This window comes from Rhodosalinus halophilus (assembly GCF_003298775.1).
Taxonomy (GTDB): Bacteria; Pseudomonadota; Alphaproteobacteria; order Rhodobacterales; family Rhodobacteraceae; genus Rhodosalinus; species Rhodosalinus halophilus.
In genome coordinates this window covers 55851-80780 of sequence record NZ_QNTQ01000015.1, presented here as the reverse complement: position 1 = coordinate 80780, position 24930 = coordinate 55851, and the positions used below count along the sequence as shown (strand labels likewise).

Genomic DNA, 24930 nt, shown 5'->3' with positions numbered 1-24930 from the left:
CGGGGCGGATGGTCGGTCGCCTTGCACCGCCGACGGGAGCGATCCGGTTTGCGTGGCTCCGGTGCGGGACATCTCGGGCGCGCAACATCGGCAGAGGCTGCGGCGGCCTCTCCCTGTCAGAGCCCATGCGGGAGGCCCGGTTCGTCCCGGGTGGCGGCGAGCGCGCCGAGGAGGGCCGCCCGCGCCGCGTGTTGGCGCAGGCCGCGCGGCCGGGCGAGTTCCATTCGCTCCAGACAGGCGCGATGCGCAGGGCAAGGCGCACCGGACGAGACGCCCCGCCAGATCAGCGCTGCGAGGCCCCGGCGCCTGGCAAAAGCATTGCGAAGGTGGCCGAGCGCCGGCAGCAGCCGCTGCTCGACCGGCGTGAAATCCGTGCCGAACGGAAATGTCGGAAGATCGCCGCGCTCGCGCGCGGGCGCCAGCCAATCGTGCAGCGCCTCTGGGGTGTTGTCTTGCCGATCGGTCGGCACCCGGGCGTCGCGGGGCAACTTGCCTGCGCGCTTTGCAGCGTCCAGAAGCTCGGGCTGGAAGCGGCTGTCGGCGATGGCGATCATCGCGCGGACCGCCTCCTCGTCGCTGCGCCAGCGCAGGTCGGCTATGCCGTACTCGGTCGCCACGATGTCGCGGAACTGGCGCGGCGCGGTCTCGTGCGCGGCCTCCCAGACAATGTTGGACCCGGTCTCGCCCTTCGAATCCCGTGTGGCGGCGAGGGTCGTCACCGCGCGTGCGTCCGGCAGGCTGAAGGCCTGCGCGATGAAGTCGAACTGTCCGCCCACGCCGCTGACCTCTCGGCCATCCGGCGTCGCGTCGGAGAAGACGGAGCCAAGGAGCGAGGCCTTCATCGCGTTGTTGATGAAGCGGGCGGCGCGCGGGGTGGCACCCCCCTGCGAAAGGTTGGTCTCGCGCACGCTGACCATCGCGATTTTCGCGCGGTCTTCCGGCGGCATGTCGCGCAGCCGCGCGCGCATCCCGCGCGAGCCGATGAAGAAGGCCGCGCGGATCAGCGCGCCCTCGGCTTCGCGGGCGATGACGCCGTCTTCGAGCAGCGGCAGCATGCCGTAGGCCAGCATCTCGCTCGAGGCATGCAGCCCCGCGCGGAAGGGCGCTGTCTCGTCGAAGGCGTCCCGGCCGAAAGGGCAGCGCGCGATCAGTTCGCGGTAGGTCTCGTTGCGCCCGTGCCGGAGCCGCAGGGCCTGGCACACGCCGTCGCCGATGGAGCCGATGCCGATCTGCAGCGTGCCGCCGTCGGGAACCAGACGGGAGGCGTGCAGCCCTACGGCCTGATCGGCCAGCGACACAGGGCGTTGCGGCAGCGAGAAGAGCGGATCGCTTTCATCCCGTTCCAGGAGCACCTGCGCTTCCCCGGCGGAGATGTCGGCGGCCCCGCCCATGAAGGGCAGCTCGTCCGTGACCTCGGCGGCGAAGGTGAACGCCAGCTTGCCCTCGCAGCGTGCCGCCAGCAGGTCCAGGGTCAGATCCGGGTTGCAGCTCAGGCTGAGGCGATCGCCCGCGCGCGCGACGAGCTGCGCGATCACATTGGGTCGCCGCTCCAGCAGGAGGGGAAAGGCGTCGGAATAGTTCACCGGCACGTAGCGCCGCTGCGCCGCGTCGACCGTCAGCCAGCGGCCGGCCATCAGGAAGAATTCGCTGACCTCGATATTGGGCGGCACGTCGCCTGCCCGCAGAAGCTCCGCGTAGCGGACCCCCGGCACTTCGCCGAAGAGCCGCGCCTTCGCCGGGTCGATGAAGCGGCGTTCCATGTCGCTCGAGGCCCCGGGAGACTCGAGCGTCAGCGCCGTGAAGATCGAGAGACTTATCGAGCGATCCTCTTCCGCGGCATGGGTCAGCGCATTTGCCAGCGCCACGCTCTTGCCGAGCCCCAGCGGCAGGGCGAGGCGCACCTGACCGCCCGTGCGCTCCAGAATCCTTTGCGCCGCACCCTCGGGATCCCCGGTCCGCAAAGCCGCGTCAGTCAAGGCCGCTCCAGCCGTCATCCGGGGTGAATCGCGGCCCGTGCGCCTCTGCCAGTCGTTCGAGCGAGGCCCGCGCGTCCTTCACGCCGCGGTGACGCAGGTAGGCCATCGGCCCGCCGCGGAAGGGCGCGAAGCCGGTGCCGAAGATCATCGCGGCGTCGATCTCGTCCTCGTCGCGGGCGACGCACCGGCGCAGGCATTCAACACAGGCGTCGAGCATGGGCAGGATCATCCGGTCCAGCGCCTCCTGCGGCGCATCGCCCGCGCGATTGCCCTTCTGCGGGGCACCGTCGGACCACTCGTAGAACCCCGTTCCGGACTTCTGCCCCAGATCGCCCTTCTCCACCTTCTCGCGGAACCAGCCGGGTATCTCGGCCATCGGCCTGTCGACGTCGTGCTTCAGGCTGTCGGCCACGCTGAGGCAGATGTCGAGCCCGACGCGGTCGGCCAGTTCCACCGGCCCGACCGGCATCCCGAAGCCTTCGGCTTCGCGGTCCAGCGCCTCCTTCTCCGCCCCCTCGCCGAGCAGCAGCAGCGTCTCCATCAGGTAGGGCGTGAGCGCGCGGTTCACGAGAAATCCGGGCGAGTCCGCGACCGGCGCAGGCAGCCTGTCGAGGGCTGCGGCAAAGGCGGCCAGCCTCTCGCCCGTCGCATCCGAACTCCGGTCGTGCTGCACCACTTCAACCAGCTCCATCCTGTCCACAGGATTGAAGAAGTGCAGCCCCCCGAAGCGGTCGGGCCGGTCCAGACCATCCGCCAGCGTGGCAAGCGACAGGCTGGAGGTGTTGGAGGCGAGCAGCGCGCCCTCCTTCATGCGCGGCTCGAGCGTCGCGTAGATGTCGCGCTTGATCTCCTCCGTCTCGGGCGCCGCCTCGATCACCAGATCGGCGTGCGGCACTCCGTGCGCATCCGGATCCGGGATCAGCCGGTCGAGCGCGTCGCGCGTCTCGGCCCCGCCGAGGTGGGCGCGCTTGCAGACCTCCGCTGCGCGCGGGACAACGGGCGCGATCCCCTCGGGCGCGATGTCGAAGAGCGTCACGCGAAAGCCCTTGAGCGCGCACCAGGCGGCGATGTCGCCGCCCATCTCGCCCGCGCCGACGACATGGACGTGGCGCACGTCCTGCGCGCCCTTCGCGGCTTTCTTGAGCCCCTCGCGCAACTCGAAGACGCGCATCAGGTTGCGGGCCGTGTCCGATCCAAGAAGCCGCACGAAGGAGGCGGTCTCGCCCTTCTGCATCTCCTTCGGATCGTCGCCCGCTTTCAGCCAGAGGTCGATAAGGGCGTGCGGCGCGGGGTAGTGCTCTTTCGGAGCCTTCTGCTCGGTCTTCGACCGCATCTGCTGCGCCGCCAGGGTGCGCCCCGGATAGCTCGCCTTCGCCCGCTCCGTCCAGCCGCGCCCGTTTTTCTCGAGCTGGCCCTTCGCGGCCGCCTGCACGGCGGCGCGAACATGCCGCTCCTCGGTCACGGCGTCGGCAAGGCCCAGGCGCCTGGCCTTGCTGGCGTAGGCGGGCTTGCCGGTCAGCATCATCGTCATCGCCTCGACCGGGTCGATCAGCGCAGGCAGCCGCACCGTACCGCCGAGCCCCGGATGCAGGCCGAGTTTCACCTCGGGAAGCCCCGCATGCGCGTTGCCGACGAAGATGCGGTGATCGCAGGCAAGCGCCAGTTCCAGCCCCGCGCCGAGGGCGTGACCGTGGATCACCGCGACGGTGGGGTAGTCCTGCGCCTCGAGCCGGTCGAGTACCCGCAGGCCGCCCGCGAGCAGCTGGGCGATCTCTTCCTCGCCCGTCATGGTCTTGAGTTCGCGGATGTCCGCCCCGGCCGCGAAGCCCGCAGGCTTGGCAGAGCGGATGGCCAGTGCCGTGGGAGGGTCAGCTTCCAGATCCTCCAGAGCCCGGTCCAGCCCTTCCAGCACGTCGCGGCCGATGGCGTTGGTCGACCCGTCCCCGCGGTCGAGCACCAGCCAGGCGATGCCGTCCTCGTCGCGCGCCAGCCGCCACGGACCTTCCGCCGGCGCGTCATGCGCCGGGCCCAGTTCCAGCCGCGTCTCCCCGAGATGCTCCAGAACCCTCATGCCGCCTCCAGCAGCATCGCGCCGCCCTGCCCGCCTCCGATGCACTCCGTGGCCACGCCGCGGTTTGACCCTCGGCGCGCCATCTCCTGCGCGAGGTGCAGCACGATGCGGGCACCGCTGGTGCCCACGGGATGCCCGATCGCCACGGCGCCGCCGTCGACGTTGAGCCGCTCGCGCGGCACCGTGCCGAAGGGCTCGTCGAGCCCAAGCACGTCGCGGCAGTATTCCGCGTCCTCCCAGGCCGCCAGACAGGCCAGCACCTGCGCCGCGAAAGCCTCGTTGATCTCCCATAGATCGACTTCGGCCTCCCCCATGCCGCGCCGCTTCAGCATCTCGGTCACGCAGAGCGTCGGGCCCAGCCCCATCACCGAGGGGTCGAGCGCCGACCACTCCGCGTCGCGGATCGCGGCGATGGGCGTCAGCCCGTGCCGCTCCACCGCGGCCTCGGAGGCGAGCACCAGCCAGCAGGCGCCGTCGGTGATCTGCGAGGAATTGCCCGGCGTGACCTTGCCGAAGGGCTTCTCGAAGGCAGGTTTCAGGCCGGCCAGCTTCTCGAGGCTCGTGTCGGGGCGCACGCCGTCGTCGTGATCGTGAAAGCCGCCGTCGCGGTCGTAGGCCGGCGCGATCTCGTTCAGACGCCCTTCCTCCTGCGCGGCCGCAAGGCGCTGATGGCTTTCGAGGGCATAGGCATCTGCCGCCTCCCGGGAAATGCCGAAGCGGTAGGCCAGCACCTCGGCCGTCTGGCCCATGTTAAGCTCGCTGATCGGGTCGGTCAGGCCGCGCTCCAGCCCGATCACAGGCTTGAAGAACTCAGGACGCAGCTCTGCGGCCTTGCGGAGGCGGTCGCCCATGCCGTCGGCCTTCTGCAGCCCTGCGAACCACTCCACAGCCTCCTGCCGGAAAACGAGCGGCGAATGGCTCAGCGCCTCCGTCCCGCCGGCCAGCACCAGGTCGGCACGCCCCTCACGGATGCGGCGCGCGCCGGTGTCCACGGTCAGCATGCCCGAGCCGCAGTTGATCTGCTCGGTGAAGGCCACAATGCCGGGCCCCATTCCCAGCCGCAGCGCCGCGACCCGCGCCGGGTTCATCTCGTCCGCGATCACGTTGACGCAGCCCAGCGTCACCAGGTCGAAATCCTCTGGCGCGACGGGCTGGCGCAGCAGCAGGGGCCGCCCGCACTGCACGGCAAGGTCCACGGGCGTGAAGGGCCCGGGCTCACCGCGGGCGCGCAGGAAGGGCGTGCGCGCGCCGTCGACGATATAGACGGGGACGTCGGTCATTCCGCGGCCTCCTTCGGCTTGGGCGGGATGGCGCCGCCGCGCATCACCCGCTCCGGCGGGAAGGAATCGACGGCGACGACCTCGGCCACGGCCGACTCTGCCGCGTCGAGCGCGTCGGCCTGATCGGGCGTCAGGGTGCCGCTCTCGCGCGCCTCGGCCAGGGATTCGCCGGTTTTCTTCAGCCTGCGGCGCAGATCCTCCGTGGCGATCACCCGCTCGAAGGCGTCGTCGAGCGTTCGCATGGCATCGCCCTCGCAGCCGCGGTGGATGCCGGCCACGATGCGGTCGCGTGTCTCCGACGGGGCGAGAAGCAGCTCCGCGCATTCCCTCGTCAGTTCGTCCGGCGGCCCGCCCGGGCTGCCGCCGGCGAGCGTCGCGCCCCGCAGCACCGCCCGGACCCATCGAGCGGGGAAGTTCGCCGCGATCTCGTCGAGCGCGGTGTGCAAACGTGCGAAACCCGCTTCGGCGGCATGATGCACCAGAGGCAGGTCGGCCTTCTGGCGGCCCTCGTCCTCCCAGCGCTTCAGAAGCGCCGACAGGAAGTAGAGCTCGGAGAGCATGTCGCCGAGCCGGGCCGAGATCATCTCGCGCCGCTTCAGACTGCCGCCCAGCGCCAGCAGCGCCAGCTCCGACGAGAGCGCGAAGGCGGCGGCGTAGCGCGACATCCGGCGGTAGTGCCGGGCCACCGGCCCCGCGTTCTTCGGCGCAGGCGCGAGCGCCGCGCCCGTCCACGCGCGGCCGACCGCGCGGCCGAAGGTTGCCATCGCATGTCGCACATGCGCCCAGAAGGCGCGGTCGAACTGGTCGAGCGCCTCCGTGTCGTCCTCCGCTTCGAGCGCCAGCATCTCGTCGAGCAGATAGGGGTGGCAGCGGATCGCGCCCTGCCCGTAGATGATCAGATTGCGCGTGAGGATGTTCGCCCCCTCGACCGTGATGCCGATGGGCACGCCGCGGTGGAGCGCGCCCAGGTAGTTGCGCGGCCCGTCGATCACTGTCTTGCCGCCGTGGACGTCCATCGCGTCGTTGAGCGCGTCGCGCATCCGGTAGGTGGCATGCGCCTTCATGATGCCCGAGACCACGGCCAGCGCGCGCCCCTCGTCCAGACCGGCGCAGGTCAGCCGCCGCGCGGCGTCGAGCGCATAGGCTTCGGAGGCGAGCCGTCCGAGCCGGGCCTGAACGCCTTCGAACTTCCCGACAGGCAGGCCGAACTGCCGCCGCACCCGCGCATAAGCGCCGGAGGTATGCGCCGCGATCGCGGCGGCGCCGGCCGACTGCGACGGCAGCGAGATGCCCCGCCCGGCGGCGAGCGCGCTCATCAGCATCTTCCAGCCGTGCCCGATACCGTCGCGGCCGCCGATCACGTTGTCGAGCGGCACGAAGACATCACGGCCTTCGGTCGGCCCGTTCTGGAAGAAATGACCGCAGGGGATGTGCCGATCTCCGGTCTCGACCCCCGGGAGGTCGGTCGGCACCAGGACGCAGGTGATGCCGAGGTCGGGATCGCCGCCCAGCACGCCCCCGGGATCGCGGATCTTCACCGCGAGCCCGAGCACCGTCGCGATCGGCCCCAGCGTGATGTAGCGCTTGGCCCAGTTGAGCCGCAGACCGATCACCTCTTCGCCGTCGTAGGTTCCATGCTCGATCACACCTTCATCCACCATGCTCGCGGCGTCGGAGCCGGCCTCTTCGGAGGTCAGGGCGAAGGCGGGGATCGCCTCGCCGCGCGCAAGGAGGGGGAGCCAGCGCTCCTGCTGCTCCTTCGTGCCGAATTGCAGCAGCAATTCACCGGGGCCGAGGGAGTTGGGCACCATCACCGTCACGCCCGCCGTGAGCGAGCGGGTCGAGATCGTCTTGACGACTTCCGAATGCGCGAAGGCCGAAAATCCCAGGCCGCCATGTTCTTCGGGGATGATCATGCCGAAGAAGCGGTGTTCCTTGAGATAGTCCCACGCCTCCTGCGGCAGGTCGCCCGTCTCGTGGTTGATCGTCCAGTCGTCGACCAGGGCGCAAAGCTCCTGGCACGGCCCGTCGAGGAAGGCCTGTTCGGCTTCGGTCAGCCGAGGCGTCGCGACGTGACCCAGATTTCTCCAGTCCGGATTGCCGGCGAAAAGCTCCGCCTCCCACCAGGCCTCGCCCGCGTCGAGCGCCTCGCGCTCGGTATCGGAGAGCGCGGGAAGCACGCCCCTGGCCCAGCCGAAGATCGGTCGAGTGAGCCGCTCACGCCGGAAATCACGCCACCTCATGGAACCCTCCTTCGGTAGGGAATGGCCGCCATGGGCGGATGGTTCCGGAAAGACCGCAAGACGGCGCGCCCGATCCCAGTTTCACCCGACGCCTTGTTCATTACGGCCGGGTGCCAGAACGCGCGGCGCGCGCGGACGGCGTCCTCGCCCGCCGCGGCGGGCCGCCCTATAGAGGACGTGTCTCTCGCCTTCCCCGCGGGTCGCTGACCCGCCGATGCAACCGGACCAGTCATGCTTCTCGAACTTGCCTTCGTCCTCCTTCTGATCCTCGCCAACGGCGCTCTCGCCATGTCGGAGATCGCCATCGTCTCGTCACGCCGTGGTCGGCTGCGAGCGCAAGCGGAGCGCGGCGATCGGGGCGCGCGCATCGCGCTCGGGCTCGCCGAGGCGCCGGGGCGCTTCCTCTCGACCGTGCAGATCGGGATCACACTCGTAGGCGTGCTGGCCGGCGCCTTCTCCGGCGCGACGGTGGGCCTGCGCCTCGCGGCCGCGCTCCCCGCGCTGGGAGTGCCGGAGACGATCGCGCAGGAAGTGGGCGTCGGCATCGTGGTCGTCGCGATCACCTATCTCTCGCTCATCGTCGGAGAGCTCGTGCCCAAGCAGATCGCACTCGCTGCGCCGGAGCGCGTGGCCGCCCGCGTCGCCCCCGCGATGCTCGCGCTGTCGCGGATCGCCGCGCCCGTCGTCTGGCTGCTCGACCGTTCGGGGCGGCTTCTGCTGCGGGTGCTGGGTCAAGGGGGGCAGCCGGCGCCGCAGATCAGCGACGAGGACATACGGATGATGCTCGCCGAAGCGGCAGGCGCGGGCGTGATCCACAAGCGCGAACGCGAGATGATGGGCGGCGTCATGCGGCTCGCGGACCGGCGCGCGCGTGCCTTGATGACGCCGCGAGCCGAGGTCGAGACGGCCGAGGCGGGCGAGGATCTCGGCGCGATCCTCGCGCGCTTCCGCAGTTCGGGGCACTCCCGACTGCCGCTGCGCCGCGGCGGGTCGGAGGATATCCTGGGCGTGCTGCACGGCCACGACCTGCTGACCGCGCAGGCGGAGGGATTCGACGCGGAGCGGGCGGCGCGGCCCGCGCCGGTCGTGCCCGCGACGCTGCCGGCACTCGACGTGATCGAGCGGCTGCGCGACTCGCCGGGGCACATTCTGCTGGTGCGCGAGGCGCGCGGACGGTTCGCGGGCATCATCACGCCGATGGACATCCTCGGCGCGATCGCGGGCGGCTTCGACGAGAGCCCGCACGCCCCGCCCGAGGTCGTCGAGCGCGACGACGGCTCGCTGCTGGTCGCGGGCGCGGTGCCGATGGACGAGCTCGCCGACCGCATCGGCCTCGTCGGCGGGGACTGGGGCGCGGCCACGGCGGCGGGCTTCGTGCGCGCGCATCTCGACGGTGCACCGGCCGAGGGGCGGCATGTCCGGCTGGGCGACTGGCGCCTCGAGGTGGTGGACATGGACGGCGCGCGCATCGACCGGCTGCTCGTCGAACGCGCGCCCGAGTGAGCGGGCTCAGATACGCCCGCTTGCCGACAGCATGACGGCCAGCGGCCGCGTCGCCTGGATCTCGGCCAGGACGAGCACGAGGCTCGCGGTCATCGGCACCGCCAGAAGCGCGCCCGGAAGCCCCCAAAGCGTGCTCCAGAACGCAAGCGCGAGCAGCACGACGAAGGGGCTGAGATTGAAGGCGCGCCCCATCATGCGCGGCTCCAGCCAGCCGCCGACGAACATCTGCGCGGCGGTCAGCGTCACCAGCACCACGCTGGCCATCCAGAGCGTGCCGAACTGCGCGAGACTAAGAAGAACCGGAAAGATAACGCCGACGATCGACCCGATGTAGGGAATGTAGTTGAGAAAGGCGATCAGCACGGCCCAGAACAGCGCGAACTCGATGCCGAGGACCAGCATGATCGCATAGGACATCGCGCCCAGGATCACGTTGACCACAGTCTTGACGAAGAGGTAGCCGCCGATCCGGTCGTTGATCCGCGCGAGCAGCGACAGCGCGCGGTTGCCGGCCTCCTCGCCGCCCATCGCGATGACGAGCTTGCGCGCCATCACGCCGCGCTCGGCCATGAAGAAGCTGGCATAGAGCACCACGAGAAAGAGCGTCGTGCCGAAGCCCTGGAGCGAGAGCAGCGCGGGCGTCACCAGCGAGCCCGCGTCGATCCGGTCGATCGTGGCGCGGCGCACGTTCTCCCATGTGGGTTCGTCCTCGATCCCCATGAGGTTCGCGGCGCGCGTGACCAGCGCGTCGAGATTGGATTCGTAGCGCGGCAGGGCCGCGAGCACCTGCGCGAGATTGTTGATGACGAGGACGAAGAGCAGCACGACCGCGACCGCGAAGCCGATCAGGATCAGGCTGCGTCGCGCCCATCCGGGCAGGCGGCCCAGAACGGGCAGCCCTTCCATGCTCGCCGCTGCCGTGGACAGCACATAGACCGAGATCACCGCCGCCAGCACAGGCAGCAGCACGGGCTTGCCGATCCACAGAAGCCAGCCGAGCATCAGGGCCAGGGCCAATCCGTATGTCGTGTTCCGCATCTTCGAACCGAACGCCCCGGCGGATCTCGCCTGTCCGTTATGTCTTGGAAAGCGCGGCGGCGGGTGTCAACGGGCGAGCCCGCGAGGCCGCCCGAAGCGCCCGGACGCGCGGGCGGCTCGGCCGTCCGCCGCGGCGCTCGGCGATGCGCCTTCGCGGCGGACTGCCCCGGGCGCCGCGCCGGGCCGCGATCTAGCCGCCCGCCAGCTCCGCCTTGCGCTCCAGCCGACGCGCGTGAAGCACGGGCTCGGTGTAGCCCGAGGGCAGCGCGCGCCCCTCGAAGATCAGCTCGCAGGCGGCGCGGAAGGCCGGGCCGTCGAAACCGGGCGCCATCGGCGTATAGGCGGGGTCGCCGGCGTTCTGCCGGTCCACGACCTCGGCCATCTGGCGCAGGATCGCATGCAGTTCCTGCTCTCCGATCACGCCGTGATGCAGCCAGTTGGCGATATGCTGCGCCGAGATGCGGCAGGTCGCGCGGTCCTCCATCAGGCCGATGTCGTGGATGTCGGGTACCTTGGAGCAGCCGACGCCCTGATCGACCCAGCGCACGACGTAGCCGAGGATGCCCTGCGCGTTGTTCTCGACCTCGCGCGCGATCTGCTCGGGCGTCCACTTGCGGAAGGCGGCGAGCGGGATGTCGAGCAGCCCGTCGAGATGCGCGCGGCGCCCGCCCGTCTTCAGCGCCGCCTGCACCGCGAAGACATCCACCTTGTGGTAGTGCAGCGCGTGCAGCGTGGCGGCCGTGGGCGAGGGCACCCAGGCGCAGGTGGCGCCGGCCTTAGGGTGCTCGATCTTGGCCTCCAGCATCGCGGCCATGCGGTCGGGCATCGCCCACATGCCCTTGCCGATCTGCGCCCGGCCAGAGAGCCCGCATTCGAGGCCGATGTCGACGTTGAGGTTCTCGTAGGCCGTGATCCACGACTTGCGCTTGATGAAATCCTTGCGGCTGAAGGGGCCTGCCTCCATCGAGGTGTGGATCTCGTCGCCCGTGCGGTCGAGAAAGCCGGTATTGATGAAGCAGACGCGATGCCGCGCGGCGCGGATGCATTCCTTGAGGTTGACCGAGGTGCGCCGCTCCTCGTCCATGACGCCGAGCTTCACGGTGTGGCGCGGCAGGCCCAGCATCTCCTCCACGCGGGTGAAGATCGCGTCGGAGAACGCCACCTCGTCAGGCCCGTGCATCTTGGGCTTGACGACATAGACCGATCCTTCGGCCGAGTTCCGGGGGCCTTCGGACTTCTTCAGGTCGTGCATCGCGATCAGCGTCGTCACCGCCGCGTCCATAAGCCCCTCGAAGACCTCCTGCCCCTCGGCGTCGCGGATCGCGGGGTTGGTCATCAGATGGCCCACGTTGCGCACCAGCATCAGCGCGCGGCCCTTGACCGTGACGGTCCCGCCGTCGGGCGCGGAATAGTCGACATCGGGCGCCATGCGGCGCGTCAGCGTCTCGCCGCCCTTCTCGAAGCGCGCCTCGAGGTTGCCCGTCATCAGGCCCAGCCAGTTGCGGTAGGCCATCACCTTGTCCTCGGCGTCGACGCAGGCCACCGAATCCTCGCAATCCATGATCGCCGAGACCGCCGCCTCGAGCCGCACGTCGGCGAGCCCGGCCTGATCGCGGGCGCCCACGGGATGCGTCCGGTCGAAGACGAGTTCGACGTGCAGGCCGTGATTGCGCAGCAGCACCGCCTCGGGCGCCCTCGGATGACCGCGCCAGCCGACGAATTTTTCCGGCATCTCGAGCGGATGGTCGTCCACCAGCAACTGCCCGCCCTTGACGTGATAGCGTCGCGCGTCCGCGTGGCTGAGCCCCTGAACCGGGAAGGCCTCGTCGAGGAACACCCGGGCGCGCGCCACCACACGCGCGCCGCGGCCGCGCTCGTAGCCGCCCGGCGGCGGCGGGCTGCCCATCGCGTCGGTGCCGTAGAGCGCGTCGTAGAGGCTGCCCCAGCGGGCGTTGGCGGCGTTGAGCGCATAGCGGGCGTTGGTGATCGGCACCACGAGCTGCGGGCCCGGCACCTCGGCGATCTCGGGATCCACCTTCGAGGTCTCGATCTCGAAGGCCGCGCCCTCGGGTACGATGTATCCGATCTCGTACAGAAAGGCCTTGTAGGCCTCGTGGTCGTGCGGCTGACCGCGCCGCGCCTTGTGCCAGGCGTCGATCTTCGCCTGCATCTCCTCGCGGATCGCCAGTAGCTCGCGGTTGCGGGGCGAGAAATCGGCCACGAGCGCCGCGAGCCCGGCCCAGAAATCCGCAGCCGTGACCCCGGTGCCGGGAAGCGCCTCTTCCTCGACGAACCCGGCAAGCTCCGCCGCCACCTGCAGCCCGGCGCGCTCCAGATAATTCGCGCTCACGTCGTCATCCGCCATGCCGCCTCCATCGCTCGCACCAGACTAAGCACGGACGATGGTCGCTGGCCAGCCACGAGAGGCCGCCGTGGCCTGCAGCGTCAGACCGAGAGTTCCTGCACGTATGTTCCGCCGCGCTGGCTGACGACGTAGAGGCTGCCGTCCATGACCGAGAAGATCGCCGCCACATTGCCGTCGCGGCGGAACTCGGCGCCGCCCTGGACGGCCAGCGCGTTGCGTATGGCCGGCCCGTGGTCGAGGATCTCCTGCCGGGTGAAGCCGGTGCGCGCCATCGCGGCGACAAGTTCCTGCGCCGAGATACGCACCGTCTCGCGCCCCGTCATGGGGACCACGGCGCTGAAGTTCCGCGTGACGTTCATGTCGCCGCAGCCCGCCAGAACGGCGAGGGCCAGGGTGAGCGCCGTCTTTCTCATCGCGCCCGCCCTCATTCGTGATAGCCCAGCGCATCGAGGGTCGCGGCGAGCTCCGCGCGGAAGATCTCCTCGTCCACGGTGCCGAGCGAGGGCGGCCGGGGCCGGCCCGTCTCGAAGCGGCGTTCCTCGGGATCGACGAGCGTCGCGGTCACGAAGATCGCCACCTGCTGCGACTTGCTGCTGGCGATGTCGGTGCGGCCCACGAAGGGCAGGAAGCGCAGGCCCGGCACGCCCCGCTTGATCTGCTGGTTGCGCATGTCCGACAGGCCGGCCACGGCCGCCGTGCCGCCGGTCTCGATCTGCACCGTGTTCTGCACGGTGCGGCGGTTCACGACGGGCAGGTTCTGCTCGCCCCGCGCGACCACGTCGGACACCTCCAGCTCCATGTCGAGCGTCAGCGTGTCGTCGCGGCCGACCTGCGGCGTGATGCGCAGGATGGTTCCTGTTTCGATCTCCTCGAGATCGGAGCGGATGAAGGCGTCGTTCTCCGAGAGGATCTGGAAGAACTCGGCGGTGGTGACGCGGATCACCGACTCCAGCCCGTCCTGCGCCAGAACCTGCGGGCTGGCCACGATCGAGGCCTGGTTGTTCTCCGACAGCAGGTTGAGCGTCAGGTTGAGCGCATTGGTGAAGGCGCGGCCGCTGGTGTAGCCGAGCGCGATCTCCGAGATGTCGTTGGTCCCGTCCGTGCGGTTGGCGCCGGCGGTCAGGCCGGGGGGCTGGAACTCCGTGCCGATGTCGAGAAAGGCGCTGGTGTCCAGCACCACGACGCGCGCTTCCAGCATGATGTGCTGCCGCGGCTGATCGAATTCGGAGATGTCGGCGTGAATTTGACGCGCCACCGCGGGCGGTGCGTTGATCGACAGCGTGTTCGATGTGGCGTCGGCGCGCACGAACTCCGACAGGCTCTGCGGCAGCAGGTTCATCACCGCCTCGGCGGTGATGTGGTCCAGCTTGACCAGCATCGTGTTGTAGACGTTGCGCGTGTCCACGTTCTTGGGCGGCAGCGGCCGGTCCAGCCGGCGTATGAGCTCGATCGCCTCCTGCCGGGACGAGACCGGCCCCGAGACCGAGAGGCTGTTGCGCTCGGCGTCCACGCGCACGTGTTGCTGCAGCCGCGACGGCAGCAGCTCGCGCGCGCTCTGGGCCGAGACATAGGTGAGCGCCATGAAGACGGTCTGCTCGGTGTTCGGCCGGTCGATGGTCGCGACGTCCTCGGCGATGACCTGCAGCAGCGCCGGCGGGGCGGTGGCGACCAGGCGGCCGTTCGCCGCATCGGCGCGGACGTATTTGCGCAGCGGCTCGACAAGAAGCTCGCGCGCGGTCTCGGCCGGCACGCTGCGCAGGTCGATGATCTCGGTCCGCGCCACCTCGGCGAAGAGATCGGTGCGGATGTCGGGATTGTAGACGAGATAATAGGTCGGCCGCCGCACCACCCGATAGGGCGTGCCCGCGAGAAGGATGTCGAGCGACTCCGCGATCGGCCGGTTCTCGATCGTGGCCGTCACGAGGCCCTGAACGCTGGGGTCGGCGACGATATTCTCGCCCGTCTGGGCGGCGATATCGTCGAGCGCGGTGCGCAGATCCGTCTGGAAGAATACATTGTCAACGAGCGGGTCGTTCTGCGCCGACGCCGGTTGCGCGAAAATCGCGCCCGCCGTGCAGAAGACTCCCGCAACGAGCGCGACAAGCGTCTGCCTCAGTTGCATTTTATCTGCCTCAACTTATTGCGCCGGTGCTGTCCGGCCGTCTCCTCCGCCGCGCGCCTTGCCTGGTCGCCTGCTCGTGCGGGACGGGGCTTTTGGCTTCGATAGCACGCGAGCGACCATCGCGGAAGCAATTCCGAATCAAGGCCGGTGAAGGCTGGCGGGGACTGTCGTCATTTTGCCACCCTCCATCTATGCGAATGTGCAGCGACCGCCATATCAATTAAAGGTTGTATCGCGCGGAAAGGCGGCGGCAGAATGGCGAGTGTGCTGCATGCAGTGCGGGGGAATTCGCGGGACTCCGACGAAGCGACGAGGCCTTCCCCGTGAACAGGGAATGATACCGCAAATAAAAGATCATGCGAAATACCTTAAACAACCCTGAATTGTTTTAACATCTTTCATAAGCACTTACCACGTCTTCACGCCGAGTTTCGGCGCATCCTGCCCGCGAAATGGTACCGCTTTGGGCGCGTCGTGACCCAAGTTCTGACAATTTGTTTCTCGATTATCCGAAATCGGCACGGCTCGGACGTCACCGGATGCGTCCCCCGCCCGGGCCAGGGACATGCAAGCGACTCGAACTCGGAGAACAGTCATGAAGGCACTTTTTGCAACCACCGGCGCTCTGGCCCTCCTCGCCACCAGCGCACTGGCCGACACGGCCACCGTCACCCTCAACGCGACCGTCGGCGACTACCTCTCGATCACCGATACTAGCAACTCCACCATCGGCGATCTGGACATCGCGGAAGGGAGCGGCAACGGCGCCAACAACAACGTCAACAACAATACGGCAGGTGACGAAAAAGCAACGATGACGGTTACGGCGAACGTGGACTTCGACATCATACTCGACTGGGAGACCTGGAACGAAGCTGGGCTCGGCGACCCCACGCCCGGCTACCCTCAGGCCAACTTCTATAACGCCGTCGCCGACTGCTCGATCGGCGGCTCGATCCACTTCGACGAGACGCCCGGTCAGGATGGCACTGGTGTGAGCTATCCTCCGTCCGGCGCGAATCCGTGGTCTGTCGGCAGCTTCACTCCCGGATTCGACAAGATCTACGGCATCGGCACTGGCGCCTCGCCCGATCTTACCACCTGCGACAACGATGTCGCTGCTCAAGGCACCTACTCGCTCGAGGTGGCGATTACCGTCTCCCCGTCCTGACCGACGCCCCCCGCAAGACACACGACCACGCGAAAGGGCCGCGAGGCCCTTTCGCTCTTTGCCGTGACGTGGTCAGACTTCGGCGGCGCCGGTGCGCGGCGCGGCAAGCCGTATCGGGGGAGCGCATGAAGCTGATCAGCGGGCTGGGGGCCGCCCTTGTCGCGGCGCTCGTGGCCACGGAGGCGCCGAGCCAGCCGTCCGGCGATTTCGTGATCCTGCCCGGCCGCGGCCGCGGCTTCGTGGTGCTCTGGGTCGTCACGCCCCAGATCAGCTACACGGTCACCGATCCGACGGGCGACGACATCCACTCGAACACCCCGCAGAGCGCGCGCTTCCGCATTCTCGCGAACGTGCCCTATTCGCTCGACATCACCTTTCCGACCTGGCAGCCCGATCCGCCCGCGCCGCCCGACTACCGGCAGCCGGCCTTCTCCAACGGCGACAATCGCATCGGCGGGCGGATCTACCTCGACCCGACGCCGGATGACCCCGGCAACGGCGACACGATCTTCCAGACGCCGGAGGGCGTGCTGCGCACCGATGGCAGGCGCGGAATGACCCGCTGGGGGCTTGGTGCGGACATCAGCGCGCGCTTCAACGACAGCCCCGCCGGCCTCGCAGCGCCAGGCGTCTACAGCCTCGACGCCGAGATCACCATTCAGCCCTGGTGACGGCGCGCTTTACGGGGCGGACGGCGGCGGCTATTTCCAGTACCGGGCCTCGATCCCGCCGCTATTCGAAAGGGAATTTCCGTGCGACTCCTGGCGCTTTTCCTTCTGGCCGCCCTGTCCGTTTTCACCTTCGCGCCCGGCGCCGGCGCGCAGGGGTTTCAGGTCCGCCCGCTCGTGGTGGACGGCGAGGTGCCGCCGGGGACCGACGTGCTGATCCCGATCGAGGTCACGCCGACCTCGCAGCTCGAGGGGCGCACGCTCGAAGTGGAGGTCGTGCAGCTGGGGCATGCCGAGACCGGAGGCTTCATCGCCATTCCCTACGAGCCCGGCAGCGAGCTGCCGCGCTCGGCCGCCTCCTGGATCACCGCGCCTTCGGAGGTGCTGCTGGAGCCGCGCGAGACGACCGTGCTCGAAGTCGGCATGCGCGTGCCGCTCGCCGCGCGCGGCACCCACGCCGCCGGCCTGCTGCTGAGCGCGCCGCCGCCCGAGGGCGCGGAGGGGCTGCGCCTGACCCTGCGCGTGCTGATCCCGATCATCCTCGGGACCGAGGGCCGGCCCGCGCGGCAGGACGTGCGTCTCGCCGATGCGCAGCTGCGCTACCGGCTGCCCGAGCCCGATACGCCGGGCAGCCTGCCGGACCCCGACAGCTTCCCCGAGACGACGCTGGTCGACGCGCTGATCGAGAACAACGGGGGCACCTTCTCGAGCCTGCGCGGCGACGTCTGGGTGGACGCGAAGGACGAGAGCGGCGAGTGGCGCCAGGTCCGCCGCGCCGCGATCCCCGCGACGCGGCTGCTGCCGGAAAGCGCGATCTCGATGCCGGTCGATCTTGGCCGGCTGCTGCCCACCGGCGACTATCGCATTCGCGGCGAGCTCTACGTGGACGGTCGCCGCACGAGGCCGCTGCGGCGCGAGGTCGCCTTCGAGGGGCATCCGGAGGTGCAGGCGCTCGTCACCGACATCGACCTCGGCGTCGAACCCGCGGTCTTCGAATACGACTACCGTCCCGGCGCGGCGCGCAGCGGGCGCATCGCGGTGACCAACCCGGCGATCGACCCGGTCGAGGTCAGGGTCGAGGTCGCCATCCCGGACGAGATGGCCGGCCGCGCCAGCGCCACGGTGCGGGACACGGACCTCTCCGCGGCGGGCTGGATCGAGGTGCAGCCGGCGCAGTTCGTGCTGCGGCCCGGGCAGACGCGCAACCTGCGCCTGCTCGCGCGGTTCCCAGACTCCGCACCCAGGCAGCAGAACTACTATGCCCAGCTGACGCTGTCGGCGGCGTATCTGGACGGGCAGCGGGCCGGATCGGCCACCGGCCTCGTCGAGGTCTCGCGCGCCGCGGGCGAGGACCGGCGCGAGATCGCGCTCGAGGCGGTGCGCGTCGCCACGACCGAGTCGCAGGACGACATGGCGCTCGGGCTGCGGGCGACGAACGTGGGCAATGTGCTGTTGCGGCCCGAGGTGGAGTTCCGCGTGCTCGACGCGGGGGGCCGCGAGATCGTCTCGGGCCCGCTGACGAGCGAGATCGCCGGGACGATGATGCCGCTGGCCGCGCGGACCTTCGGCGGCACGCTTTCGGTCCAGGAATTGCCCGAGGGCGAACTTACGCTGCTCACGATCGTGCGGGACGGCGGCGTCGAGGTGGGCGAGGTCGTCCAGCAGCTCGGCAAGGCCGAGGACGGGAGCCTGACGCTCGAAACCCGCCGTTGAGGCCCTGCGCCCTGCGGGGCGCGCGCCCTACCCTTCCGTCGCGGGCGGCAGGATCATCCGGAAGGTGCCGACCGCGACGCTGCGCGCGGCCCCCTCGCCGCCGGCGCCGGCGAAGCGCAGCACGATCCCGTCCTCGGCGGTGGGCGCGAAGACGGTGCAGGAGCCGCGGGCGAGCACGCTGCGTTCCTCGCCGACAGACACGGCGACCCGGCGCACGTTGCCCGAGTCGAAGCAGATCAGATAATCCCCGGACGCACCGCGAGAGGCGAGCCGGTAGTCCGCCGCGGGCGGACCGTGCTCCAGCGTCCAGGTTCCGGCAACGGTCGTTCCGCTCTCCGCCGCCGCGACGGCCGGAAGCGTCATCAGACCCAATGCGAAAGCAAAGCGCCACATGTCGTATATCCCCCTAGTGGCATGACGGTAGCGTAGGCGACAGCCCTGCGCCAGCCCTTCCGCATCGGCCCCGCAGGCTTCTCGCCGAAAGCAGGATTGAAATTTTACTAAACCGTGTGGTAAATCGCAAAGAAACGGGTCGCAGAACCCGGACGCGAACGACAGGGAGAGCGCACATGCTGCGCGAACGCATCGAGGGGAAGTGGCTCGACTGCTTCCGCCGGGTCTTCGAACTCAACGGGATCGGCCGCGGCACGGCGGTGGCCGTCGTCGCCGAGACGCAGTCTCGGCCGGTGCTCATGGATCTCTCGGGGCTCGCGCTGCACGAGCTCGGCGCGGCCCATGCCACGATCGTGATGCCGACGCCGCCGCAGACGGCGCCCGTGCCGGTGAAGTCCACCGGAGCCTCCAACGCGATCCAGGGCGTTCGCCACGTCGTCGAGGCGCTCAAGCGGGTCGAGGTCGTGGTGGACGTGACGGTCGAAGGGCTCATTCACGCCGAGGAATGGCCCGAGATCGAGGAGGCCGGCGCGCGCCTGCTGACCGTGTGCAACGAGCACCCAGAAATCCTCGAGCGCACCGAGCCGCGCGCCGAACTCGGCCCCAAGGTCGCGCGCGGGATCGAGATGCTCGAGGCGGCCTCTACGATGCATGTGACCTCCGAGGCCGGCACGGACCTGCACATCGACATCCGTGACGCGCCCTGCGGGGGAACGCCGGGGTTCACCACCAGGCCGGGCGGGGTGGCGCACTGGCCCGGCGGCCTCTGCCTCGCCTTTCCGGGCGAGAACTGCGTCAACGGCACCATCGTCATGGCGCCGGGCGACATGAACCTGACCTTCAAGGATTATCTGCGCGCGCCGATCCGCCTGACGGTCGAGAACGACTACGTCACCGGCATCGAGGGCGACGGGCTCGACGCCGATCTCTTCCGCTCGTATCTTGCCGCCTGGGACGACCCCGTGGCCTACGGCTTCAGCCATGTGGGGTGGGGCATGAACCCGGCCGCGCGCTGGGAGAGCATGGCGCTCTACGACAAGCGCGACGTGCAGGCGACCGAGTTCCGTGCCTGGGCGGGCAACTTCCTCTGGTCCACAGGCTCGAACCAGTATGCGGGCCGCTTCACCCTTGGTCATTTCGACCTGCCGATGCGCGGCTGCACGATCACGCTCGACGGCACGCCCGTCGTGGTGCGCGGCGCCCTGCAGGGAGAGCTCGCCTGAGCCGCCGATCCACCCCGAGACGATAGGAGACTGCCGGCATGAGCAGCTTCGAGGACTACTACGACACCTCCGGCTTCCGCGACGGGCATCTGGATCTGCTGCGCCGCATCGAGGAGCTGGGTCCCCGTTTCGCCACGCGCGCCGCCGAGGTGGACCGCGCCGCGGCCTTCCCGACCGAGAACTACCGCGAGCTGGCCGAGAACGGCTTTCTCAAGCTGGTGATCCCCGAGGACTACGGCGGCTACGGCCTGTCGCTGTTCGAATACGCCACGATCGGCGCCGAGATCGGCAAGTACTGCGGCGCGACGGCGCTCACCTTCAACATGCACACCAGCTCGATGCTCTGGCTGCGGTTCATGTACGAGATGCCCAATCTCACGCCCGAGGAGAAGCAGGCCTTCGCGCGGATGCGCGACATCCAGTTTCCGAAGGTGGTCGAGGGCGGCGCGATCTTTTCCCAGCCGATCTCGGAAGGCGGCGTCAACTGGACCTCCGAGCCGATCAAGACCAACTGCCGCAAGGTGGACGGCGGCTGGGTCATCAACGGGTTCAAGAAATTCGCCTCGCTGGCCGGGCACTGCGACTATTACTCCATCGTCTGCACCGAGCATTTCGAGGGCGTCGCGCCGCGCCACGAGGACACGATGGATTTCGCCGTGCACAAGGACAGCCCCGGGCTGAAGATCGTGGGCGAGTGGGATCCGATGGGGATGCGGGGCACCACCTCGCTCGACCTGGTGCTCGAGGATGTCTTCGTCTCCGAGGACGACCTGATGATGCCGGCGGGGGTCTTTCCCAAGACGCTGCCGCAATGGCCCGCGATGATGGCGACGCTGACGCCCGCCTACATGGGCGTGGCGCAATCGGCCTACGACTTCACGGTGAAATACCTGCGCGGCGAAGTGGAGGGGCAACCGCCCATCGACCGCCGCGTCTATCCGACCAAGCGCGCGGCGGTGGCGCGCATGTTCCAGCGCCTCGCGGAGATGCGGGCGCTCTGGACCACTGCGTTCAGGGAGGCGCGCCCCTTCCCGGCGAAAGCGGAGGTCATGCGCCTCTACGCCGCGCAATACGCGGTCATGGAGGGCGTGCAGGAGCTCGCCGCGCTGGCCATCCGCACCTGCGGCGGGCAGTCGATGCTCAAGTCCCTGCCGCTCGAGCGGATCTACCGCGACAGCCGCTGCGGGGCGCTGATGCTGCCCTACACCTCCGAGATCATGGAGGACTACCTCAGCATGATGACCGTCTACGACATGGACGAGGTGGACAGCGCCCCCGCCGACACCGTCTCGGCCCGCGTGTCGATGTGGCGCCCGGCCTCGGACGCCGCCTGATGCCGCAGGCCACGGTGCAGCAGACCGCGAAGATCGCCGCCCCGCCCGCGCGGGTCTGGGCGGTGTTGCGCGACTTCGCCGCGCCGTGGCACCCCGACATGGCATGGTGCCGCGAAGAAATCGCGGCCGACGGCGCGCGAGAGCGCGTCTTCGCCATGACGGACGAGGACGGGCGCTATCGCGAACGGCTGACCTATTTCAGCGACGCCGAGCGCAGCCTCTCCTACGTTCTGACCGAGGGCATCGAGGGCGCGCAGGACTACCGCGCGCGCGTCCGGGTCGAAGCGGCCGAGGGCGGCGCGGCGGTCTCCTGGTCCGCGCGCATCATCGCCACGGCGGCACGGCTGGAGCCCGTCCGGGCCGGCACCGAGGCGATCCTGCGCCGCGGGCTGGAGGCCCTGCCCGCCCTGGCGCGCGAGGTCGCGCCGCCCGCCGCTGATGCCCCGCCGCAGGGCGGCGCGGAGGTGCTGCGCCACCACATCGGCGGCACGCCCAGGCTCTCGTATCTCACCACCGGCCAGCCCGATACGCCGCCCGAGGCGCTCATCGTCTTCCTGCACGGAATCGGCGGCAACGCCACGAACTGGACCCCGCAGCTCGAGACCCTCGGCGCGCGCCACCCGGTCGCCGCGCTCGACATGCGGGGCTACGGCGAGAGCACGCTGGGGTTCCTGCCCAGCCAGATCGACGACTATTGCGAGGATCTCCTGCAACTCGCCCGCGCCTTCCGCGCGCGCAAGCTGCTGCTCTGCGGGCTGAGCATGGGAAGCTGGATCGCCACCAGCTTCGCCATGCGCCACCCCGAGAAGCTGGCCGGGCTGATCCTGGCCGGTGGCTGCACGGGCATGTCCGAGGCCGACCCCGACGAGCGCGAGACCTTCCGCGTCTCGCGCGAGGTGCCGCTGTCGCAGGGCCAGTCACCCGCGGACTTCGCCCCCGCCGTGGTCGATGTGATCGCCGGTCCCGATGCCGGTCCGGAGGTGCGGCGCGCGCTGCTGGAGTCCATGGCCGCGATCCCGGCTGCGAGCTACCGCGACGCGCTCAACTGCTTCTGCAACCCGGTGGAGCGCTTCGACTTCGCGCGCATCGACTGCCCCGTGCTCATGGTGACGGGCGAGCACGACCGGCTCGCGCCGCCCGAGGAAATCCGCGCCGTGAGCTACCGCATCCACGATGCGATCGCGGCCCGCGGCGGCTGGCCCGACGTGCGCTTCGAGGTGCTCGAGGGTGCGGGGCATCTGTGCAATCTCGAGGCGCCGGAGGCATTCAACCGTCTCGCCGACGCCTTCCTCACCCGTCTGCTCGGCACGGGCGAGGAGCGGCGGCCGAGCCGGGAGGACCGCCGTCGCGCCAAGAGCCGGCGCATCCTCGACGCTGCGCTGGCCGAGTTCTGCGCCAGGGGCTTCGACGGCGCCTCCATGAACGCCATCGCCGAGCGCGCCGGGGTCTCGAAGCCCACGCTCTACCAGTATTTCGGCGACAAGGACGGGCTCTTCGACGCGGTGCTGGACGAGGGGCGCGTGGTGCTGCTGGCGCCGCTGGGCGCCACGCAGGGCGATCTGGTGGACCGGCTCTGGCAGTTCGCCTGGACCTACGCGGATTTCGTGCTGCGCCCGGACATGCTCTCGCTCGCGCGGCTCATCCTGGGCGAGGCGGAGCGCCGCCCCGAAAGCGCGGTGGCCTATCACCGCAGCGGGCCGGGCCGGGCCTTTGCCGGCATCGTGACCTTCGTGGGCGAGATGGCGGCCGCCGGCCGGCTCGAGGTGGACGATGCGGAACTCGCCGCGCAGGACCTGTGGTCGCTGATCCTTTCGGGGCCGCGCGACCATTACCTGCACCACGTGCGCGAACGGCCCGACCGCGCCAGCCTCGCCCGCCACATCACTCACGGGCTGCGCGTGTTTCTCACCGTCTATTCCGCGCGCCCCGACGCCGACCTCGCCGAGCTGGAACGCCACGCGGCGGCCGGCACACAGACAACGACAGGGACGCAGGCATGACGGAGCACAGCGAACGCCAGCGCTTCGCCACGATCGCCGTGGTGGACACCAACGGGCTCCTGCGCGGGCAGAAGGTGGCGGCGCGGGCGCTGCCGGGGCTGATGGAGCACGGCATGGGCATGGCGCCCGCGCAGCTCGCCCTCGATCCCACGGACGAGATCCTCGAGCTTCCGGGGGTGACCGACGAGACGGGCGACTTCCACGACAGCCCGCTCCGCATCGATCCCGAAAGCCTGCGACATATGCCGTGGGAAGCGCCGGGCGACGCCGCGCTCTACCTCGCGGATTTCACCGGCGACGCCGAGGCCTTCTGTCCCCGCGCCGTGCTGCGCCGCGTGCTCGCCCGCGCGGCCGAGATGGGCATCCGCCCGCGCTTCGGCTTCGAGGTGGAGTTCACCCTGTTCGAAGAGACGCACCAGTCGCTGACCGCGAAGGGCTACGACGGGCTGACGACGGCCACGCCGCACGCCAGCCACGACCTGATCATCTACCAGTCGCTGCAGTCGGAATTCTACGGCGCGCTTGCCGACATCTGCGAGGGGCTGCGCGTGGATCTCGCCAAGCTGCACGAGGAGATCGGCGGCGGCTTCATGGAAGCCTGCATCGGCGCGGGCACGGGGCTCGAGCCCGCCGACCAGTGCGTGCTGCTCAAGAACTTCCTGCGCGTGCTGGCGATGCGGCGCGGCCAGTCTGCCTGTTTCATGCCGCGCTGGTCGGAAGAGGCGGACAGCCAGTCCATGCACATTCATGTCTCGCTCGCCGACATGAACGGCACCCCGCTTTTCTGGGAGGCGGAGGCCGAGCATCGCATGTCCGAGCGCTTCCGCCACTTCATCGGCGGGTTGCAGGCGCATATGGGCGACATGATGCTGGTCTTCGCGCCGACGGTGAATGCCTACCGGCGCTTCGCGGAGGGCACCTTCGCGCCCCCCGCGCTTACCTGGGGGCCCGAGAACCGCACCACGGCCTTTCGTGTCGTGGGGCACGGCCCTTCCGCGCTCCGGGTGGAGAACCGCCTGCCCGGCTCGGATGCCAACCCGCATTTCGTCGCCGCGGCGACGCTCGCCGCAGGCCTCGCCGGCATCCGCGACCGGATCGAGCCGCACGCCGCGACGCGGGGCAACGGCTATGTGCCGGGCACCGGCCACGGGCCGGACTTCCCCCGTGACATGGACGAGGCCATCGCGCGGCTGCGCGCCTCGGACTGCGCGGCCGAATGGCTGGGGCCGCGCTTCGTCGAGGCCTTCAGCGCCACCCGCGCCAGCCAGCGCGCGCAACTCGCCGGCGCGACGCTGATCGACGAGCGGCGCCGCTTCTTCGAACTGGGATGAGCGCGATGAAGGACGATTTCCTCACGGCGATGTCGCGCGCGGCCAATTCGGTCTGCGTCGTCACCACCGACGGGATCGGCGGGCGCGCGGGCGTCACCGTCTCGGCCATGACCTCGGTCTCGGTGGACACGCCCGCTCCCTCGCTTCTGGTCTGCATCCACGGCCTTTCGCCGGCCTGCGACGCGATCCGCACCAACCGGGTCTTTTGCGCCAACCTGCTCTCGGAGAGCCAGGCGGCGATCTCGGAAAGTTTCGCGGGACGGACCGGCGCGAAGGGCGTCGAGAAGTTCGCCTGCGCGGAATGGGACACGGGCGCGACGGGCTGCCCGGTGCTGCAGGGCGCGCTCGCCGCCTTCGACTGCCGGCTGGTCCACGACATCCTCGTGGGCTCGCACCGCATCTTCGTGGGCGAACTGGAGGGGCTGACGCTCTCGGAGGAGCGCGCGCCGCTCATTCACCACGATCGGGGCTATGCACGGGCGGTCCCGCAGGAGTAGCC

The 24930-nt window shown here is 69.8% G+C and carries 18 protein-coding genes; 9 read left to right on the top strand and 9 right to left on the bottom strand.

The genetic code is table 11. The annotated features are described in order from the left end of the window. Positions 1 to 116: 116 nt before the first annotated feature. From DRV85_RS15095 to DRV85_RS15080, 4 genes are read right to left on the bottom strand one after another with little or no spacing between them, the layout of a single operon-like run. Positions 117 to 1976: an acetyl-CoA hydrolase/transferase C-terminal domain-containing protein gene (locus tag DRV85_RS15095; RefSeq protein ID WP_233495536.1), complete on the bottom strand. Its 1860-nt coding sequence runs from the start codon at positions 1974 to 1976 to the stop codon at positions 117 to 119. After that, positions 1969 to 4047 carry a 3-hydroxyacyl-CoA dehydrogenase NAD-binding domain-containing protein gene (locus DRV85_RS15090; RefSeq protein WP_113290310.1) on the bottom strand — a complete coding sequence of 693 codons (2079 nt, stop codon included), beginning with the start codon at positions 4045 to 4047 and terminating at the stop codon, positions 1969 to 1971. Before DRV85_RS15090 ends, DRV85_RS15095 begins: the two co-directional genes overlap by 8 nt. Beyond that, positions 4044 to 5327 (bottom strand): acetyl-CoA C-acetyltransferase, encoded by a 1284-nt coding sequence (locus tag DRV85_RS15085; protein ID WP_113290309.1) that lies wholly within the window; start codon positions 5325 to 5327, stop codon positions 4044 to 4046. The genes DRV85_RS15090 and DRV85_RS15085 overlap by 4 nt, the downstream gene beginning before the upstream one ends. Then, entirely contained in the window at positions 5324 to 7570 is a 2247-nt protein-coding gene (locus tag DRV85_RS15080; protein ID WP_113290308.1) for an acyl-CoA dehydrogenase, read from the bottom strand. The genes DRV85_RS15085 and DRV85_RS15080 overlap by 4 nt, the downstream gene beginning before the upstream one ends. A gap of 231 nt (positions 7571 to 7801) precedes the next feature. Between DRV85_RS15080 and DRV85_RS15075 the strand changes: the two genes are divergently transcribed. Further along, positions 7802 to 9073 (top strand): hemolysin family protein, encoded by a 1272-nt coding sequence (locus tag DRV85_RS15075; RefSeq protein WP_113290307.1) that lies wholly within the window; start codon positions 7802 to 7804, stop codon positions 9071 to 9073. 6 nt (positions 9074 to 9079) lie between these two features. On the opposite strand, the gene DRV85_RS15070 is transcribed toward DRV85_RS15075, so the two are convergent. The 4 genes from DRV85_RS15070 to DRV85_RS15055 all read right to left on the bottom strand — a co-directional run bounded on the left by DRV85_RS15070 (position 9080) and on the right by DRV85_RS15055 (position 14598). Further along, on the bottom strand, positions 9080 to 10111 hold the full coding sequence (locus DRV85_RS15070; RefSeq protein WP_113290306.1) for an AI-2E family transporter: 1032 nt from the start codon (positions 10109 to 10111) through the stop codon (positions 9080 to 9082). 190 nt (positions 10112 to 10301) lie between these two features. Continuing rightward, positions 10302 to 12476: a malate synthase G gene (locus DRV85_RS15065; RefSeq protein WP_113290305.1), complete on the bottom strand. Its 2175-nt coding sequence runs from the start codon at positions 12474 to 12476 to the stop codon at positions 10302 to 10304. An 80-nt stretch (positions 12477 to 12556) separates the two neighbouring features. After that, a complete protein-coding gene (locus DRV85_RS15060) occupies positions 12557 to 12889 on the bottom strand; it encodes a hypothetical protein (RefSeq protein WP_113290304.1) in 333 nt (110 codons plus the stop codon). Between the two features lie 11 nt (positions 12890 to 12900). Further along, a complete protein-coding gene (locus tag DRV85_RS15055; RefSeq protein ID WP_113290303.1) occupies positions 12901 to 14598 on the bottom strand; it encodes a hypothetical protein in 1698 nt (565 codons plus the stop codon). Positions 14599 to 15193: 595 nt separating this feature from the next. On the opposite strand from DRV85_RS15055, the gene DRV85_RS15050 reads away from it, so the two are divergent. From DRV85_RS15050 to DRV85_RS15040, 3 genes are all read left to right on the top strand, one after another. Next, positions 15194 to 15769 (top strand): hypothetical protein, encoded by a 576-nt coding sequence (locus DRV85_RS15050; protein ID WP_113290302.1) that lies wholly within the window; start codon positions 15194 to 15196, stop codon positions 15767 to 15769. Between the two features lie 125 nt (positions 15770 to 15894). Continuing rightward, complete coding sequence (locus tag DRV85_RS15045; protein WP_113290301.1) at positions 15895 to 16440, top strand: hypothetical protein; 546 nt, start codon at positions 15895 to 15897, stop codon at positions 16438 to 16440. An 81-nt stretch (positions 16441 to 16521) separates the two neighbouring features. Continuing rightward, positions 16522 to 18150 (top strand): hypothetical protein, encoded by a 1629-nt coding sequence (locus DRV85_RS15040; protein ID WP_113290300.1) that lies wholly within the window; start codon positions 16522 to 16524, stop codon positions 18148 to 18150. A 27-nt stretch (positions 18151 to 18177) separates the two neighbouring features. On the opposite strand, the gene DRV85_RS15035 is transcribed toward DRV85_RS15040, so the two are convergent. Next, positions 18178 to 18513, bottom strand: a complete 336-nt coding sequence (locus DRV85_RS15035; RefSeq protein ID WP_147238863.1) for a hypothetical protein — start codon at positions 18511 to 18513, stop codon at positions 18178 to 18180. A gap of 206 nt (positions 18514 to 18719) precedes the next feature. On the opposite strand from DRV85_RS15035, the gene DRV85_RS15030 reads away from it, so the two are divergent. From DRV85_RS15030 to DRV85_RS15010, 5 genes are read left to right on the top strand one after another with little or no spacing between them, the layout of a single operon-like run. Then, complete coding sequence (locus DRV85_RS15030; RefSeq protein ID WP_113290298.1) at positions 18720 to 19766, top strand: 2,5-dihydroxypyridine 5,6-dioxygenase NicX family protein; 1047 nt, start codon at positions 18720 to 18722, stop codon at positions 19764 to 19766. 38 nt (positions 19767 to 19804) lie between these two features. Further along, positions 19805 to 21100, top strand: coding sequence for an acyl-CoA dehydrogenase family protein (locus DRV85_RS15025; protein ID WP_113290297.1), 1296 nt, complete (start codon positions 19805 to 19807; stop codon positions 21098 to 21100). Beyond that, positions 21100 to 23100: an alpha/beta fold hydrolase gene (locus DRV85_RS15020; RefSeq protein ID WP_147238862.1), complete on the top strand. Its 2001-nt coding sequence runs from the start codon at positions 21100 to 21102 to the stop codon at positions 23098 to 23100. Before DRV85_RS15025 ends, DRV85_RS15020 begins: the two co-directional genes overlap by 1 nt. Next, positions 23097 to 24431 (top strand): glutamine synthetase family protein, encoded by a 1335-nt coding sequence (locus tag DRV85_RS15015; RefSeq protein WP_113290295.1) that lies wholly within the window; start codon positions 23097 to 23099, stop codon positions 24429 to 24431. Before DRV85_RS15020 ends, DRV85_RS15015 begins: the two co-directional genes overlap by 4 nt. A gap of 5 nt (positions 24432 to 24436) precedes the next feature. Further along, entirely contained in the window at positions 24437 to 24928 is a 492-nt protein-coding gene (locus DRV85_RS15010; RefSeq protein WP_199525967.1) for a flavin reductase family protein, read from the top strand. Positions 24929 to 24930: the final 2 nt, after the last annotated feature.